Source organism: Azospirillum brasilense (assembly GCF_022023855.1).
Classification (GTDB): Bacteria; Pseudomonadota; Alphaproteobacteria; order Azospirillales; family Azospirillaceae; genus Azospirillum; species Azospirillum brasilense_F.
Genome location: NZ_CP059450.1, coordinates 1,391,880 through 1,407,105, shown reverse-complemented (window position 1 = coordinate 1,407,105; position 15,226 = coordinate 1,391,880). Strand labels below are relative to the sequence as shown.

Below are 15,226 nucleotides of genomic sequence, written 5' to 3'. Positions count from 1 at the left end.
ATGGCTGCGACGTTGATTGCTTCTGGGCGGAGCATGATCGCCGACATTCTCGGCCCGCTTCACGTTGCTGAAGAGGGGGTAGCGTCTCTCCGCGCTTGACGCACATACCAACCGTTCGGTATGTATATGAGCCATGCCGAGACCCGCCAAACATCACCCTGAACGCGGCGACGCCCGCACCCGGCTTCTCGAAGCGGCGCGGGACGTCATCCGGTCCAAGGGCTTCGCGGCGACCTCCGTCGATGATCTCTGCAAGGCGGCGGGGGTCACCAAGGGCGCGTTCTTCCACCATTTCGAGACCAAGGAAGCGCTCGGCGTCGCCGCCGCCGCCTATTGGGCGGAAACCACCTCGGCCTTCTTCGCGAACGCGCCGTACCACCGGCTCGACGACCCGCTCGACCGCCTGTTCGGCTATGTCGAGTTCCGCAAGGCGATCATCGACGGCGATCCCGCCGAATTCACCTGCCTCGTCGGGACCATGACGCAGGAGGTATACGGGTCGCATCCGGCGATCCGCGACGCCTGCGCCGCCAGCATTTTCGGCCACGCGGCGACGCTGGAACCGGACATCGCGGCGGCCATGGCGGCGCGCGGCATCGAGGCTGACTGGACCCCGGCGAGCCTCGCGCGGCACACCCAGGCCGTGCTCCAGGGCGCCTTCATCCTCGCCAAGGCGACGGGCGGGCGCGAGGACGCGCTGGAGAGCGTCGATCACCTGAAACGCTACCTCACGCTGCTCTTTTCACAGACCCGTTTGAAAGGGACACCCCATGACGGAAGGTGAGCGCGACCTCGTTCTGACCCGCAGCCTCGACGCGCCGCGCGGCGCGCTATGGCGCTGCTGGACCGAACCCAAGCTGCTGAAACAGTGGTTCTGCCCCAAGCCCTGGTTCGTGTCCGAGGCCCGGATGGAGCTGCGGCCGGGCGGCGAGTTCTTCACGCGGATGAACGGCCCGAACGGCGAATCCTTCGGCGAGCCCGGCGTCTTCCTCGACGTGGAGGAGGGGCGGCGTCTGGTCTTCACCGACGCCTTCCGCCCCGGCTGGCGGCCGTCGGGCCGGGCCTTCATGACCGCCGATGTGCGGTTCGAGGACGCGGGCGCCGGCCGGACCCTCTACACCGCGCGCGCCATGCACTGGAGCGCCGAGGCGCGCGACGAGCACGAAAAGATGGGCTTCCACGAAGGCTGGGGCAAAGCGACCGACCAGCTCGAAGCCCTCGCCCGGACGCTCTGACCCAAGACGCTCTGACCTAAAAAACAGTCTGACCGGGAGGAAACGACACCATGGAACCGACGATCTACCTGTTCTTCAACGGGACCTGCCTGGAGGCGATGACCCACTACGCCGAGACCCTCGGCGGCGAGGTCGTCTATGTGTTCCGCAACGGCGACGCCCCGGATGCGGACAGCCGGATGCCCGGCGGCGATCACCTCGTGATGAACATGATGGTGAAGCTGGGGGCGACCACGGTGATGGCGTCCGACTCGCCGGACAGCATGTACAGCACGCCGCAGGGATTCCGGGTGCAAATCGCCCCGTCGTCGCTCGCCGAGTTCGACCGCATCTTCGCCGTGCTGGCGAAGGATGCCCGCACCGTGGAGATGCCGCCGGGCGAGACCTTCTGGGCCGAGCGCTTCGCCATGTTTACCGACCGCTTCGGCACGCCCTGGATGCTGAACCACACCGGCGCGAAATGCCCGGACGCGGCGGCCTCCTGACGGGCTGGGCCGAAGCTTCAAGCAGAAAGGGAGGAAAGACATGGCTTACATCGACGGGTTCGTCATCGCGGTTCCGACGGCCAACAGGCAGGCCTTCATTGACCACGCCAACAAAGCGGACAGCGTGTTCATGGAGCTTGGCGCGACGCGCGTCCTCGAATGCTGGGGCGACGATGTGCCCAACGGCAAGCTCACCGATTTCCGTCGGGCCGTGCAGGCGACGGACGACGAGACGGTCGTCTTCTCCTGGATCGAATGGCCGGACAAGGCGACGCGGGACGCCGCCATGAAGCGGATGGAAGAGCTGATGAAGGCCGACGAGCGGTTCAGCGCGGAGAAAAATCCGATGCCCTTCGATGGGAAGCGGCTGATCTTCGGCGGGTTCGCTCCGGTCGTCGAGCTGTGAGCGGGCGCTTCAGGAGCCGGTAAGCGCGCCGGCCTCACCATGTGAATGACCGAGGTCCGCGGCGGCGCCGCGCATCAGCGCCACCGCGTCCCGGTCCCTCATGCGCCGGTATCCGGCCTCTGCCAGCGCCGCCCGCCGCGCACCGTCGGCGACCAGCGCGCAGGCGGCCTCGACCAGCCCGTCGTAGGGGGCGAAGGCCATGGCGTCCAGCAGGTCGGGGTCGATTTCGGTGTCGGGGTGGCGCTCGGCCAGCACCGCCTTGCGGTTCGACAGCAGGTGCGAGACGCGGACGATCTCGAAGATGCCCGCCTCGTAGTAATGCAGGTTCAGCACCAGCTTGGCGTCGGCGACGAAGCGGTCGCGGAGATATCCGTAATGATGCTGGAGGCTGACCACCGTCAGGCCGCGCGCGCCCAGCGCGTCGAGGATGGCGCGGCGGCGCGGATTCACGGCGCCGTAGAACAGCACGTCGATGCCGGGGGCGGAGTTGTTTGGGATGCGGGTCATCTCGTCCACATGCCCGATGGGGACGTGGCGCGCCCGGATGCCCTGGCCGGCCAGATCGGCGATGTTGCGCGGGCTGTAGTCCCACACCCGGCAACGGCGCAGCAGGTCCAGGTAATGGGCGTTGCGCGGATGCAGCGTGGCGATCTGCTCCAGATTGTAGAGGATGGTGCCGCTGGGCAGCCGGTCGCCTTCCTCCGGCGTCAGGTCGTGCCCGCCCAGGACGATGGCGCGGCGCCGGCGGCCGACGCGGTTCCACACGATCTCCGCGTCGACGCCCAGGCGGCGCAGCGCGAAGCGCAGGGTTTCCGCGACCTCGGCGAAGACGCTGGCCCCGGCATCGCCCAGCCCGTTTTTCTTGATGATGACGATGTCGATCCCGCCGGCCATGCGCCCGTCCCTCCGCTCCGCGCCCTCATCCTAAAGCGTGGGCGGGCGGGCGCACAAAAAGAAACCCTCCTCCCCTTGCGGGAAGGAGGGCGTGCAGTCAGGGGACTTCGCTGAAAAATCGGGACGGACGGATCAGGCCGAAACCAGCTCCTCCAGGGAGCGCTCGATGATGTCCAGACCCTCGTCCACCAGCGCGTCCGACGCGGTCAGCGGGACCAGGATGCGGATCACGTTGCCGTAGGTGCCGCAGGACAGCAGGACGAGGCCCTTTTCCGCCGCCTTGGCGACCAGCGCCTTGGTCAGCTCCGGCGCCGGCTCCTTGGTGCCGCGGTCCTTCACCAGCTCCATGGCGATCATGCCGCCCAGGTTGCGCACGTCGCCGATCACCGACAGCGTGTTGCGCTGGGCCATGCTGCGGAAGCGGCCGGCGATGCGCTCGCCCAGGTCGTTGGAGCGCTGGATCAGCTTCTCCTCCTCGATGACGTCCAGCACGGCCAGCGCCGCGGTGGTCGCCAGCGGGCTGCCGGCGTAGGTGCCGCCGATGCCGCCGGGGATCGGGGCGTCCATGATCTCCGCCTTGCCGGTGACCGCCGACAGCGGGAAGCCGCCGGCCAGGCTCTTCGCCATGGTCATCAGGTCGGGCTCGACGCCGGAATGCTCGATGGCGAACATCTTGCCGGTGCGGGCGAAGCCGGTCTGGATCTCGTCGATGATCAGCAGGATGCCGTTGTCGTCGCAGATATTGCGCAGGGCCTGGAGGAACTCCGGCGGGGCGATGTTGAAGCCCCCTTCACCCTGCACCGGCTCCACGATGATCGCGGCGACGCGGGTGGCGTCCACGTCCGACTTGAACAGCTGCTCCAGCGCCGTCAGGCTGTCCTTGACGCTGACCCCGCGGTAGGCGTTGGGGAAGGGCGCGTGGTAGACCTCGGCCGGGAAGGGGCCGAAGCCGACCTTGTAGGGCACGACCTTGCCGGTCAGCGCCATCGCCAGCAGCGTGCGGCCGTGGAAGGCGCCGGAGAAGGCGATCACGCCCGGACGGCCCGTGTGGGCGCGGGCGATCTTCACGGCGTTCTCGACGGCTTCGGCACCCGTGGTGAAGAAGGCGGTCTTCTTCGGCGTGGAGCCCGGAACCAGCGCGTTCAGCCGCTCCGCCAGGGTCACGAAGGATTCGTAGGGCGTGACCATCGCGCAGGTGTGCGTGAAGCGGTCGAGCTGGGCCTTCACCGCCTCGATGATCTTCGGATGGCGGTGGCCGGTGTTCAGCACCGCGATGCCGCCCGCGAAGTCGATGAAGCGGTTGCCCTCGACGTCCCACAGCTCGGCGTTCTCGGCGCGGTCGACATAGACCGGCATGGCGTTGGCGAGGCCGCGCGGAACGGCGGCGTTGCGACGATCCTGGAAGGACTGGTTGCTCATCTCAAACCCCCGATTGGAAAGATGGCGTCAGGCGCCCAGGCCGACGCACAGGTACTTGATCTCCAGGAAGTCCTCCACACCGTACTTGGAGCCTTCCCGCCCGATGCCCGACTGCTTGATGCCGCCGAACGGCGCGACCTCGGTCGACAGGATGCCTTCGTTGATGCCGACCATCCCGTATTCGAGCTGCTCGGCCACGCGCCACACCCGGCCGATGTCCCGGCTGTAGAAATAGGCGGCCAAACCGAACTCGGTGTCGTTCGCCATGCGGATGGCGTCGGCCTCCGTCTCGAACTTGAACAGCGGGGCCACCGGGCCGAAGATTTCCTCGCGGGCCACGCGCATGTCGGTGGTGACGCCGGTCAGGATCGTCGGCTCGAAGAAGGTGCCGCCCATCGCGTGCCGCTTGCCGCCGAGCGCGACCTTGGCGCCCTTGGCCAGCGCGTCGCCCATCAGCTCCTCGACCTTCTCGACGGCCTGGCCGTTGATCATCGGGCCCTGGGTGACCCCGGCCTCCATGCCGTTGCCGACGCGGATCTGCTTCACCGCCTCAGCCAGCTTGGCGGCGAAGGCGTCGTAGACGCCGGCCTGGACCAGCAGGCGGTTCGCGCAGACGCAGGTCTGGCCGGAGTTGCGGTACTTGGACGCCAAGGCACCCTTGACCGCCTCGTCCAGGTCGGCGTCGTCGAACACGATGAAGGGCGCGTTGCCGCCCAGCTCCAGCGAGACCTTCTTCACCGTGTCGGCGGACTGGCGCATCAGGATTTTACCGACCTCGGTCGAGCCGGTGAAGGACAGCTTGCGCACGATCGGGCTGGCGGTCAGCTCGCCGCCGATGGCGACCGGGTCGGACCCGGTGACGATGTTAAACACCCCGGCCGGAACGCCCGCGCGCTCGGCCAGTTCGGCCAGCGCCAGGGCGGACAGCGGGGTGTCCTCCGCCGGCTTGACCACGATGGTGCAGCCGGCGGCCAGCGCCGGGCCGACCTTGCGGGTGATCATCGCGTTGGGGAAGTTCCACGGGGTGATCGCCGCGACGACGCCGATCGGCTCCTTCAGGACGACGATGCGCTTGTTGCCGGCGAAGCTGGGGATCACGTCGCCGTAGACCCGCTTGCCCTCCTCGGCGAACCACTCGATGAAGCTGGCGCCGTAGGCGACCTCGCCACGGGCCTCGGCCAGCGGCTTGCCCTGCTCCAAGGTCATCAGGACGGCCAGATCCTCCTGCGCCGCCATGATCAGCTCGAACCAGCGGCGCAGGATGGCCGCGCGCTCCTTCGCGGTCTTGGCGCGCCAAGCGGGCAGGGCGGCGTCGGCGGCGTTGATGGCCTGCCGCGTCTCTTCCGCGCCGACGTCGGCGACCTGGGCCAGTTCCTCGCCCGTCGCCGGGTTGGTCACCGCGAAGGTCTTGCCGGAGAAGGCGTCGCGCCACGCGCCGTTCACATAGGCTTGTGTCCGAAGAAGGCTCTGGTCGTTCAGCGACAGCATGGGAATCAGCCTCGATTTGCGATGTGACGGGAGCGTACCCATGTTTAATAAATTAAACAACCCTAATCGGGTGTTGAGTTTTTGATGACGCACACACGCGAATCCGGTATGCCTTCCGGTCAGGAGCGAGGAACCGATCCATGGATGTGGACGCTGTCGATTTCAACGTGGGCGCGCGCCTGAAGCAGGTTCGCGAAGCGCACGCCCTGTCCCAGCGCCAGTTGGCGCAACGGGCGGGCGTGACCAACGGCACCATCTCGCTCATCGAACAGAATCGGTGCAGCCCGTCCGTCTCCTCGCTGCGCAAGGTGCTCCAGGGCATTCCGATGACCCTGGCGGAGTTCTTCTCCTCCGACGACCTGCCGCCGCGCGAGCAGATCTTCTTCAAGGGCGGCGATCTGGTCGAGCTGACCGGGCTGGTGAAGAGCCGGGTCGGCTCCATCTCCTTCCGGCAGGTGGGCGACCTGCGCGGCCGCAACCTCCAGGTGCTGCATGAGAAATACGCCCCCGGCGCCGACACCGGTGGCCGCACCATGCTCCAGCACGAATCGGAGGAGGGCGGCATCGTCATCAAGGGCCGGATCGAGCTGACGGTCGGCGACCGCAAGGAAATCCTCGGCCCCGGCGACGCCTATCTGTTCGACAGCCGCATCCCGCACCGCTTCCGCAACCTCGGCGACGAGGAATGCGAAATCATCAGCGCCTGCACCCCGCCGTACCTGTAATTCCCTCTTCATAGTCCGTTCCCTCTCCCCTCTGGGGAGAGGGGTAGGGTGAAGGGGTTGCGCTGTTGCCGGACGTACCGCGACGCGCAACCCCCTCACCGGCCCTTCGGGCCACCCTCTCCCCAGAGGGGAGAGGGTTGAATTCCCCAGAATGAGGCTCAGCGCAGGTTGCCCTTGAGCCGCTCGTTGCGGCGGCGCAGTGCCTCCAGCGTGGCGAGCAGGATGACCGAGATGGTCGTCAGGATCACCGCCGCCGCCGTGATGGTCGGGCTGATGTTCTCGCGGATGCCGCTGAACATCTCGCGCGGCAGGGTGCGCTGCTCCGGACCCGCCATGAACAGCACCACCACCACCTCGTCGAAGCTGGTGGCGAAGGCGAACAGGGCGCCCGAGGCCAGACCCGGCAGGATCAGCGGCAGGATCACCCGGCGGAAGGCGTAGATCGGCGAGGCGCCGAGCGAGGCCGCGGCCCGCGCCAGATTCATGTCGAAGCTCTGCAGCGTCGCGCTGACCGTGATGACCACGAAGGGCGTGGACAGCGCGGTATGCGCCAGGATCAGGCCGGCGTAGCTGCCGGTCAGGCCCAGCGGCGCGAAGAAGAAGTACAGGCCGACCGCGGTGATGACGCCTGGCACCACCACCGGCGACAGCACGATGGCCAGCACCAGCGGCTTGAACTTGCTCTTCCACTGGGCGAGGCCGAGCGAGGCGAGCGTGCCCAGCACCATCGACAGGATGGTCGAGGCCACCCCGATGATGACGCTGTTCTTCAGCGACGACACCCAGCGCGGGGAGTTCAGGAAATCCTCGTACCAGCGCAGCGAGAAGCCGGGCAGCGGGTAGGTCAGGTAGGAGCCGGAGCTGAAGGACAGCGGCATGATCGCGAGGATCGGCGCCATCAGGAAGACCAGCACCAGCGAGGCGACGACCACGGTGGTGATCCAGGCGACGCGCTGGCTGGCGGTGCGGGGGGCGTGGTTGTCGCTCAATTCTTCATCCCTCCCGTGACCTGCTGGCCGTGGACCAGCTTTCCGTAGACGACGGCCAGCAGCAGCGTGGCCAGCAGAAGCACGGCACCCAGCGCCGAGGCCAGACCCCAGTTGACGGTTTCCGTCGTGTAGAAGGCGATGAAGTAGCTGATCATCTGGTCGGCGGCGCCGCCCACCAGGGCCGGCGTGATGTAGTAGCCGATGGCCAGGATGAAGACGAGCAGGCTGCCCGCCCCGATGCCGGGCACGGTCTGCGGCAGGTAGATGCGCAGGAAGGCGGTAACCGGCGAGGCGCCCAGCGACGCCGCGGCCCGCATGTAGGCCGGGGAGATCGACCGCATGCTGCTGTAGAGCGGCAGGATCATGAAGGGCAGCAGGACGTGCGTCATCGCCACGTAGACGCCGAAGCGGTTGTAGATCAGCCGCAGCGGCTCGTCGATCAGGCCGATCCAGCGCAGGCTGTCGTTGACGATGCCCTCGCTCTGCAACACGACGATCCAGGCGCAGGTGCGCACCAGAAGCGAGGTCCAGAAGGGCAGCAGCACGAAGATCATCAGGACGTTCGACTGGCCCGTGGGCAGCGTCGCCAGCATGTAGGCGACCGGGAAGCCCAGGATCAGGCAGAGGACCGTCACGCCCAAGCTGATGGTGAAGGTGCGCCCGAAGACGTCGCGGTAGATCGCCTGCTCCTCGGGGGCGGCGACGATGGCGCCGTCCAGGTTGCGCGTCAGGTCCAGCGCGCCCAGCAGGTAGAAGCTGGTGAGCGGCCCGCTGGCGCCCTTGATCGCCGCCCAGGTGGCGCGTTCGCCCCAGGCCGGGTTGATGCCGATCAGCGTGTCCTTGGCGGTGCCCGGCTCCGGCAGGGTCTTCAGGTTGCGCGCGGTGCCCGACATGATGGTGCGGAAGCCGTTCAGCGCGTAGTTCAGCCGCTTGGACGCGATGGCGACGGTGCCGGCGTCGCGCGCCGTGCGGATGTCGCCCGCCAGCGCGGCGAAGGCCGGCTCGCCCGGAACGTCCTTGCCGTCCCAGTCGGCCAGGGCCGCGACGGTGTGGGGCATGACCTGACGCACCTCCCAGTCGTCGACCGACCGCCAGAGCATGCCGGCGATGGGACCGAGGAAGGTGAAGAGCAGGAAGAGGAGGAGCGGCAGGATCAGCGCCAGGGCCTTGAGCCGGCGCGTCCGCTCCGCCCGTTTCAGACGGCGCTTGAGAGGCACCTCGGACGACGCATCGGCGCCGGCGACGAACGCGGCTGTCATGGGCGGCCTACTTCGAAAATGCGGTAGAGACGTGTGCGGTGGTCGAGGTGGGCCCCCACCCTAACCCTCCCCCGCTGACGCAGGGGAGGGGACCAATCTCCCTCCCCTGCGAAGCGGGGGAGGGCCGGGGTGGGGGCCCGTCGCAACCACTCAGAGACTGAAGCGGCTTACTTCGCCGCCCACTTGTTGAAGCGCTCGGTCAGGCGGTCGATGTTCTCCAGCCAGAAGGGGACGCTGATCTCGACCGCGTTCTTCATGTTGTCCGGAGCGGTCGGCAGGTCCTTCAGGACGGCGGGCGCCAGCTTGGACGGGGCGTCCTTGTTGGAGGTGCCGTAGGCGATGTTCTCGGACAGCTTGGCCTGGTTCTCCGCCTTGCCGACGAAGTCGAGGAACTTGTAGGCGGCTTCCTTGTTCGGGCTGCCCTTCAGGATCACCCAGCTGTCGATGGTGTAGAGCGCGCCGTTCCAGACCATGCCGAAGTTCTTCTTCTCGGCCTTGTTTGCGGCGTCGATGCGGCCGTTGTAGACGGACGTCATCGCCACCTCGCCCGAGGCCAGCAACTGCGGCGGCTGCGCGCCGGCCTTCCACCAGACGATGTCGTTCTTGATGGTGTCCAGCTTCTTGAAGGCGCGCTCCAGGCCCTCTTCGGTGCCCAGAACCTTGTAGACGTCCTTCGGCGCGACGCCGTCGGCCATCAGGGCGATTTCCAGCGTGGTCTTGGCGCCCTGGCGCAGGCCGCGCTTGCCCGGATACTTGGTGGTGTCGAAGAAGTCGGCCCAGCTCTTCGGCGCGTCCTTCAGCTTGTCCTTGTCGTAGCCGAGCACGAAGTCGTACACGATCGCGCCGACGCCGCAGGCATCGACGGTCTGCGGCAAATAGGCCTGCTCGCCGCCGATCCGGTTGAACTCCATCGTCTCGAACAGGCCCTCTTCGCAACCGACGGCCAGTTCCTCGCTCTCCACCTGGACGACGTCCCAGGTCGCCGCACCGCCCTGGACCTTGGCGCGCAGCACGCCGATGCCGCCGTCCCAGGACTCGTCGTTCATCGGGGTGCCGGCCTTCTTGAACGGCTCGAAATAGACCTTCTTCTGGGCTTCCTGATAGGCGCCGCCCCAGGACACGACCGTCAGGTCGCGGGCCTGCGCGGCGGTGGCCAGCGCCACACCTGCGGTGAACGTCGCAAGGAACCCAACTGCCACCTTAAGCTTCGACATCGTCCCCGTTCCTTCATTATGTGTGGTTGCGTCAGGAGGTGTTGCGCGCCCCCGGCCCCCCCTCCCGGAGAGACCGGACGGACGGGTGCGGCCGATCACACGGGATCGAGCGCCCGGCAGTCCTCGGGGCGGAAGCCGATGGACACGCTCTGGCCGTGGCTGAGGCCCGCGTGGGCGCCCGGCGGCAGCTTGACCATGAATTCCCCGTTGCCGGCGACCTTCAGCACGGCCAGCGCGTGGTCGCCGAGATAGATGGTGTCCTGGACATGGGCGGGCAGGGCGTTCATGCCGTCCGGGGCCTGCCCGTCGGTCAGGATGCTGATGCGCTCCGGCCGGACCGACAGCGCGGTGGCAGCTCCGGCACCGGCGACGTTGATCGCCTGGGCCACGACCGAGCCGCCCGACGCCAGCGCCACGCGGCAGAAGCCCTGTTCGATATTCTCGACGGTGCCGCTCAGCACGTTGTTCTCGCCGATGAAGTTGGCGACGAAGCTGTTGACCGGGCGTTCGTACAGCGCGTCCGGCTTGTCGATCTGCTGCACGATGCCGTCGTTGAACACCGCGATGCGGTCCGACATGGTCAGCGCCTCGCTCTGGTCGTGCGTGACGTAGACGACGGTGATGCCCATCGTCTCGTGCAGCTGCTTGATCTCGAGCTGCATGTGCTCGCGCAGCCGCTTGTCCAGCGCGCCCAGCGGTTCGTCCATGAGGACGAGCTGCGGGTTGAAGACCAGCGCGCGGGCCAACGCCACGCGCTGCTGCTGGCCGCCCGACAGCTGGCCGGGATGGCGGTGCGCCAAGTTCTCCAGCTTGATCATGCGCAGCGCCGAGCGCACCCGCTCCTTCACCTCGGACCGCGGCATCTTGCGCACGGTCAGCGGGAAGGCGACGTTCTCCTCGATCGTCAGGTGGGGGAACAGCGCGTAGTTCTGGAAGACCATGCCGATGTCGCGCTTGTGCGGCGGCATGTTCTTGATCGGCCGGTCAGCGAGATAAATCTCGCCGTGGGTGGGGACCTCGAAGCCGGCCAGCATCATCAGCGTGGTCGTCTTGCCCGAGCCCGAAGGGCCGAGCAGGGTGACGAACTCGCCCTTCTTGATGTCGAGGTCGAGGTTCTTCACCACGAGGTGTTCGCCGTCATAGGTCTTCTGGACCCCGACGAAGCGCACCAGTGCCTGTGCGGTCGTGACCATGCCGCCGTCCATCATCCTCCCCCCGTCCGAGGTGTCCCGAGCGAGGTCCCAGGTCAGGGTTGCGTTCCCGACACAGGACCTATGCAATGGGCCAGACGGTATACCCGTTTAATAAATTCGACAAGCCCGATGCTCGCATTGTGATCAATTCAACGGTTCGGCATCGGTCTGACGAAATTTTGTGCATCTGCGAAGGCCGTGCACGCGGTTTGGACGGGAGTTTGCTCCTTCCTTGACCTCTTGAAAACCCAGACTTTGGGAGGTTTGGGGTCCGGAACGGCGATTTTTCCCGAGTCGCCGCTCATGCGCCGGGGATGGGCGGAACAAAAGGAACGATCCGCTCCACGAGGCCGGTGAATTTTTTCACCAGGGGCGAACTTTCGTTGCTGCGTTGGGCCAGTTGCAGGGTGGTGACGGCGTCCGGCGTGTCGAGCGGCCGGTACACCACACCTTCCAGTGCCACCTGCCGAAGCTGGCCGGGCAGAATCGACACGCCCAGCCCGGCGGCGATCAGCCCGATGATGGTGAAGGCTTCCCGCGCGTCCTGGGTCACGTTGGGGCGGAATCCGGCGGCGGCGCACAGCGCGAAGACCTGCTCGTGCGTGCTGGTGCCGAAATCGGCGGGGTAGAAGACGAAGGGCTCGTCGCGCAGCGCGGCCAGCGGCACGACCTCCCGCCCGGCCAGCGGATGGTCGGCGCGCATCACCGCCAGCAGCGGCTCCCGCACCACGTCGTGGAAGCGGAAGGACTCGGGCTCAGGGACGAAGCGCGGCTCCCGGATGAAGCCGACGTCGAGCCGGCGGTCGGCCAGCGCCGTCAACTGCTGCTTGGACGGCAGTTCGACCAGTGTCAGATGCACGTCGGGGTGGGCGCGGCGGTAGGCGTCGATGATCCGCGGCACCATCGGCAGGAAGGGGGCCGCCGCGGTGAAGCCGACGCGCAGTTCGCCGACCTCGCCCTTGGCGGCGCGGCGGGTCAGCACGGCTGCGCGCTCCGCCCGCGCCAGGATCTCCCGCGCCTCGCCGAGAAGGAGTTGCCCCGGCTCGGTCAGCTCGACCCGGCGTTTGGTACGCTCGAACAGGCGGGCGCCCAGCTCGGCCTCGAGTGCTTGGATCGACTGGCTGAGCGGCGGCTGGCCGATGCCCAGCCGGGCGGCGGCGCGGCTGAAATGAAGCTCTTCGGCGACGGCGACGAAATGGCGGAGATGGCGCAGGTCCATGCCAGTGTCTTATATGAGAATCATATTAAAGTCCCCTGATAAATGTATTTGAACCATGAAAGCGACCGCGCCATGTTGGGGCGCATCGGACCTAGGGAGACATCAATTATGGCCGCCAAGACCGGAGCCGCCTCCGCCAAGCTCGCTTCCTTCGCCTGGGAAGACCCGCTGCTTCTCGACGAGCAGTTGACCGAGGACGAGCGGATGATCCGCGACGCCGCGCGCAGCTATTGCCAGGACAAGCTGCTGCCGCGAGTGACCGAGGCCAACCGGCACGAGATCTTCCACCGCGAGATCATGAACGAGATGGGCGAGCTGGGCTTCCTCGGCTCGACGATCGACGGCTACGGCTGCGCCGGGGTCAATTACGTCTCCTACGGTCTGGTCGCCCGCGAGGTCGAGCGGGTGGACAGCGGCTACCGCTCCGCCATGTCGGTGCAGTCCTCGCTGGTCATGCACCCGATCTACGCCTACGGTAGCGATGCCCAGCGCGAGAAATACCTGCCCAAGCTCGCCACCGGCGAGTGGATCGGCTGCTTCGGCCTGACCGAGCCGGACGCCGGCTCCGACCCCGCGGGCATGAAGACCCGCGCGAAGAAGGTCGCGGACGGCTACATCGTCAGCGGCGCGAAGATGTGGATCACCAACTCGCCGGTCGCCGACGTCTTCGTCGTCTGGGCGAAGAACGACGAGGGCAAGATCAACGGTTTCGTGCTCGAAAAGGGCATGAAGGGTCTGTCGGCGCCGAAGATCGAGGGCAAGTTCTCGCTCCGCGCCTCGGCCACCGGCGAGATCGTCATGGACGAGGTCTTCGTGCCGGAGGAGAACCGCCTGCCGAACATCGAGGGCATCGTCGGTCCCTTCGGCTGCCTGAACCGCGCCCGCTACGGCATCGCCTGGGGCGCCATGGGTGCGGCGGAGTTCTGCTTCCACGCCGCCCGCCAGTACCAGATCGACCGCAAGCAGTTCGGCCGCCCGCTGGCCGCGAACCAGATCCCGCAGCTCAAGTTCGCCAACATGCAGACGGAGATCGCGCTCGGCCTCCAGGCCGCGCTGCAGGTCGGCCGCCTGCTCGACGAGGGCAAGGCGGCGCCGGAGATGATCTCGCTCATCAAGCGCAACAACTGCGGCAAGGCTCTGGAAATCGCCCGCGTCGCCCGTGACATGCACGGCGGCAACGGCATCGCCGACGAGTTCCACGTCATCCGCCACGTGATGAACCTGGAGGCGGTGAACACCTATGAGGGCACGCACGACATCCATGCCCTGATCCTGGGCCGCGCCATCACCGGCATCCAGGCCTTCGCGTGAGGTGATTGTTAAGCCTTCTCCCCTCTGGGGAGAAGGTTGGATGAGGGGGCGGCCGAAGGCCGACGACGCGGGCTCATTGCAGTGCGTGGACGCCCTGGCGGGCGCCCCCTCACCCTGACCCTCTCCCCAGAGGGGGAGAGGGGAAAATGGTCGAATTTATAGGGATGTAGAGCATGCCCGGCCCGCTTTCCCATGTCCGTGTCCTGGAACTCTCCCGCGTGCTCGCCGGGCCGTGGGCGGCGCAGACGCTGGCCGATCTCGGCGCCGACGTCATCAAGGTCGAACGGCCCGGCGCCGGGGACGACACCCGCGCCTGGGGTCCCCCCTGGGCCGGGGAGGAGTCGGCTTATTTCCTCTCCACCAACCGCGGCAAGCGGTCGATCACCATCGACTTCGAACGCCCGGAAGGGCAGGAACTCGTCCGCAAGCTGGCCGCCCAGGCCGATGTCGTGATCGAGAACTTCAAGGTCGGCGGGCTGGTCAAGTACGGGCTGGACTATGACAGCCTGAAGGCGATCAATCCGGCCCTCGTCTACTGCTCGATCACCGGCTTCGGTCAGGACGGCCCCTACGCCAAGCGCGCCGGCTACGACTTCATGATCCAGGGCATGGGCGGGCTGATGAGCATCACCGGCCAGCCCGATGCCGAGGCGGGCGGCGGTCCGGTCAAGGTCGGCGTCGCGGTCACCGACGTCTTCACCGGCCTCTACGCCACCATCGGTGTGCTCGGCGCGCTGTCCCACCGCGACCGGACGGGGGAGGGGCAGTGGGTGAACCTCGCCCTGCTCGACGTGCAGGTGGCGGTGCTGGCGAACCAGGCCATGAACTATCTGGTCGGCGGCAAGGCGCCGCAGCGGCTGGGCAACGCGCACCCGAACATCGTGCCCTATCAGGCCTTCGCCACGCTGGACGGCCACATCATCCTGGCGGTCGGCAACGACGGGCAGTTCGCCAAGTTCTGTCAGGTCGCCGGGCGTCCGGAACTGGCGCAGGACCCGCGCTACGCCACCAACCCGGCCCGCGTCGCCAACCGCAAGGAGCTGGTGCCGATCCTGGAACTTCTGCTGGAGCAGCGGACCAGCCGCGACTGGCTGTCGGCGCTGGAGGCGGTGGGCGTGCCCTGTGGGCCGATCAACAACGTGTCGCAGGTCTTCGCCGACCCCCACGTCCGGGCCCGCCACATTCACCAGGACCTGCCGCACCCCACCGCCGGGACCGTGCCGACGGTGGCGAGCCCGATCCGCTACTCCGCGACCCCCATCGAGCACACGGTGGCCCCGCCGACGCTCGGCCAGCACACCGACGCCGTGCTGGAGGAGGCGCTGGGCCTATGCGCGGCGGACATCGCGGCCCTGCGGGAGAAGGGCGTGGTCTGAACCACGCGCACCC

15 protein-coding genes are annotated in these 15,226 nt (G+C 67.4%); 7 read left to right on the top strand and 8 right to left on the bottom strand.

Annotated features, from left to right (window positions below):
• Positions 1-133 precede the first annotated feature (133 nt).
• The 4 genes from H1Q64_RS19855 to H1Q64_RS19840 are packed head-to-tail and all read left to right on the top strand — an operon-like array spanning position 134 to position 2,126.
• Positions 134-784: a TetR/AcrR family transcriptional regulator gene (locus tag H1Q64_RS19855; RefSeq protein ID WP_237905284.1), complete on the top strand. Its 651-nt coding sequence runs from the start codon at positions 134-136 to the stop codon at positions 782-784.
• Complete coding sequence (locus H1Q64_RS19850) at positions 771-1,235, top strand: SRPBCC family protein (RefSeq protein ID WP_237905283.1); 465 nt, start codon at positions 771-773, stop codon at positions 1,233-1,235. The genes H1Q64_RS19855 and H1Q64_RS19850 overlap by 14 nt, the downstream gene beginning before the upstream one ends.
• A gap of 50 nt (positions 1,236-1,285) precedes the next feature.
• On the top strand, positions 1,286-1,720 hold the full coding sequence (locus H1Q64_RS19845; protein WP_237905282.1) for a VOC family protein: 435 nt from the start codon (positions 1,286-1,288) through the stop codon (positions 1,718-1,720).
• Between the two features lie 40 nt (positions 1,721-1,760).
• The gene (locus tag H1Q64_RS19840) at positions 1,761-2,126 is read left to right on the top strand and encodes a DUF1428 domain-containing protein (RefSeq protein WP_237905281.1); all 366 of its coding nucleotides are present in this window, start codon (positions 1,761-1,763) and stop codon (positions 2,124-2,126) included.
• Between the two features lie 9 nt (positions 2,127-2,135).
• Here the strand turns inward: H1Q64_RS19840 and H1Q64_RS19835 are convergent, their stop codons facing one another.
• From H1Q64_RS19835 to gabD, 3 genes are all read right to left on the bottom strand, one after another.
• A complete protein-coding gene (locus tag H1Q64_RS19835) occupies positions 2,136-3,020 on the bottom strand; it encodes a hypothetical protein (protein WP_237905280.1) in 885 nt (294 codons plus the stop codon).
• Positions 3,021-3,152: 132 nt separating this feature from the next.
• Entirely contained in the window at positions 3,153-4,439 is a 1,287-nt protein-coding gene (gene gabT / locus H1Q64_RS19830; protein ID WP_237905279.1) for a 4-aminobutyrate--2-oxoglutarate transaminase, read from the bottom strand.
• A gap of 27 nt (positions 4,440-4,466) precedes the next feature.
• Complete coding sequence (gene gabD, locus H1Q64_RS19825; RefSeq protein WP_237905278.1) at positions 4,467-5,927, bottom strand: NADP-dependent succinate-semialdehyde dehydrogenase; 1,461 nt, start codon at positions 5,925-5,927, stop codon at positions 4,467-4,469.
• Positions 5,928-6,067: 140 nt separating this feature from the next.
• Between gabD and H1Q64_RS19820 the strand changes: the two genes are divergently transcribed.
• Positions 6,068-6,652 (top strand): cupin domain-containing protein, encoded by a 585-nt coding sequence (locus H1Q64_RS19820; protein WP_014198218.1) that lies wholly within the window; start codon positions 6,068-6,070, stop codon positions 6,650-6,652.
• A gap of 158 nt (positions 6,653-6,810) precedes the next feature.
• Here H1Q64_RS19820 and H1Q64_RS19815 read toward each other — a convergent pair whose 3' ends face one another.
• The 5 genes from H1Q64_RS19815 to H1Q64_RS19795 form a co-directional block, all read right to left on the bottom strand.
• Complete coding sequence (locus H1Q64_RS19815) at positions 6,811-7,641, bottom strand: ABC transporter permease (RefSeq protein WP_186466205.1); 831 nt, start codon at positions 7,639-7,641, stop codon at positions 6,811-6,813.
• Positions 7,638-8,900, bottom strand: a complete 1,263-nt coding sequence (locus H1Q64_RS19810) for an ABC transporter permease (protein WP_237905277.1) — start codon at positions 8,898-8,900, stop codon at positions 7,638-7,640. Before H1Q64_RS19810 ends, H1Q64_RS19815 begins: the two co-directional genes overlap by 4 nt.
• A 167-nt stretch (positions 8,901-9,067) precedes the next feature.
• Positions 9,068-10,114: an ABC transporter substrate-binding protein gene (locus H1Q64_RS19805; protein ID WP_237905276.1), complete on the bottom strand. Its 1,047-nt coding sequence runs from the start codon at positions 10,112-10,114 to the stop codon at positions 9,068-9,070.
• A 95-nt stretch (positions 10,115-10,209) separates the two neighbouring features.
• Complete coding sequence (locus H1Q64_RS19800; protein ID WP_237906471.1) at positions 10,210-11,319, bottom strand: ABC transporter ATP-binding protein; 1,110 nt, start codon at positions 11,317-11,319, stop codon at positions 10,210-10,212.
• Positions 11,320-11,608: 289 nt separating this feature from the next.
• Positions 11,609-12,526 carry a LysR substrate-binding domain-containing protein gene (locus H1Q64_RS19795; protein WP_094306919.1) on the bottom strand — a complete coding sequence of 306 codons (918 nt, stop codon included), beginning with the start codon at positions 12,524-12,526 and terminating at the stop codon, positions 11,609-11,611.
• 108 nt (positions 12,527-12,634) lie between these two features.
• Between H1Q64_RS19795 and H1Q64_RS19790 the strand changes: the two genes are divergently transcribed.
• Together H1Q64_RS19790 and H1Q64_RS19785 are read left to right on the top strand one after the other, a co-directional pair.
• Complete coding sequence (locus H1Q64_RS19790) at positions 12,635-13,837, top strand: acyl-CoA dehydrogenase (RefSeq protein ID WP_237905275.1); 1,203 nt, start codon at positions 12,635-12,637, stop codon at positions 13,835-13,837.
• A gap of 173 nt (positions 13,838-14,010) precedes the next feature.
• Entirely contained in the window at positions 14,011-15,213 is a 1,203-nt protein-coding gene (locus H1Q64_RS19785) for a CaiB/BaiF CoA transferase family protein (RefSeq protein ID WP_237905274.1), read from the top strand.
• Positions 15,214-15,226 lie beyond the last annotated feature (13 nt).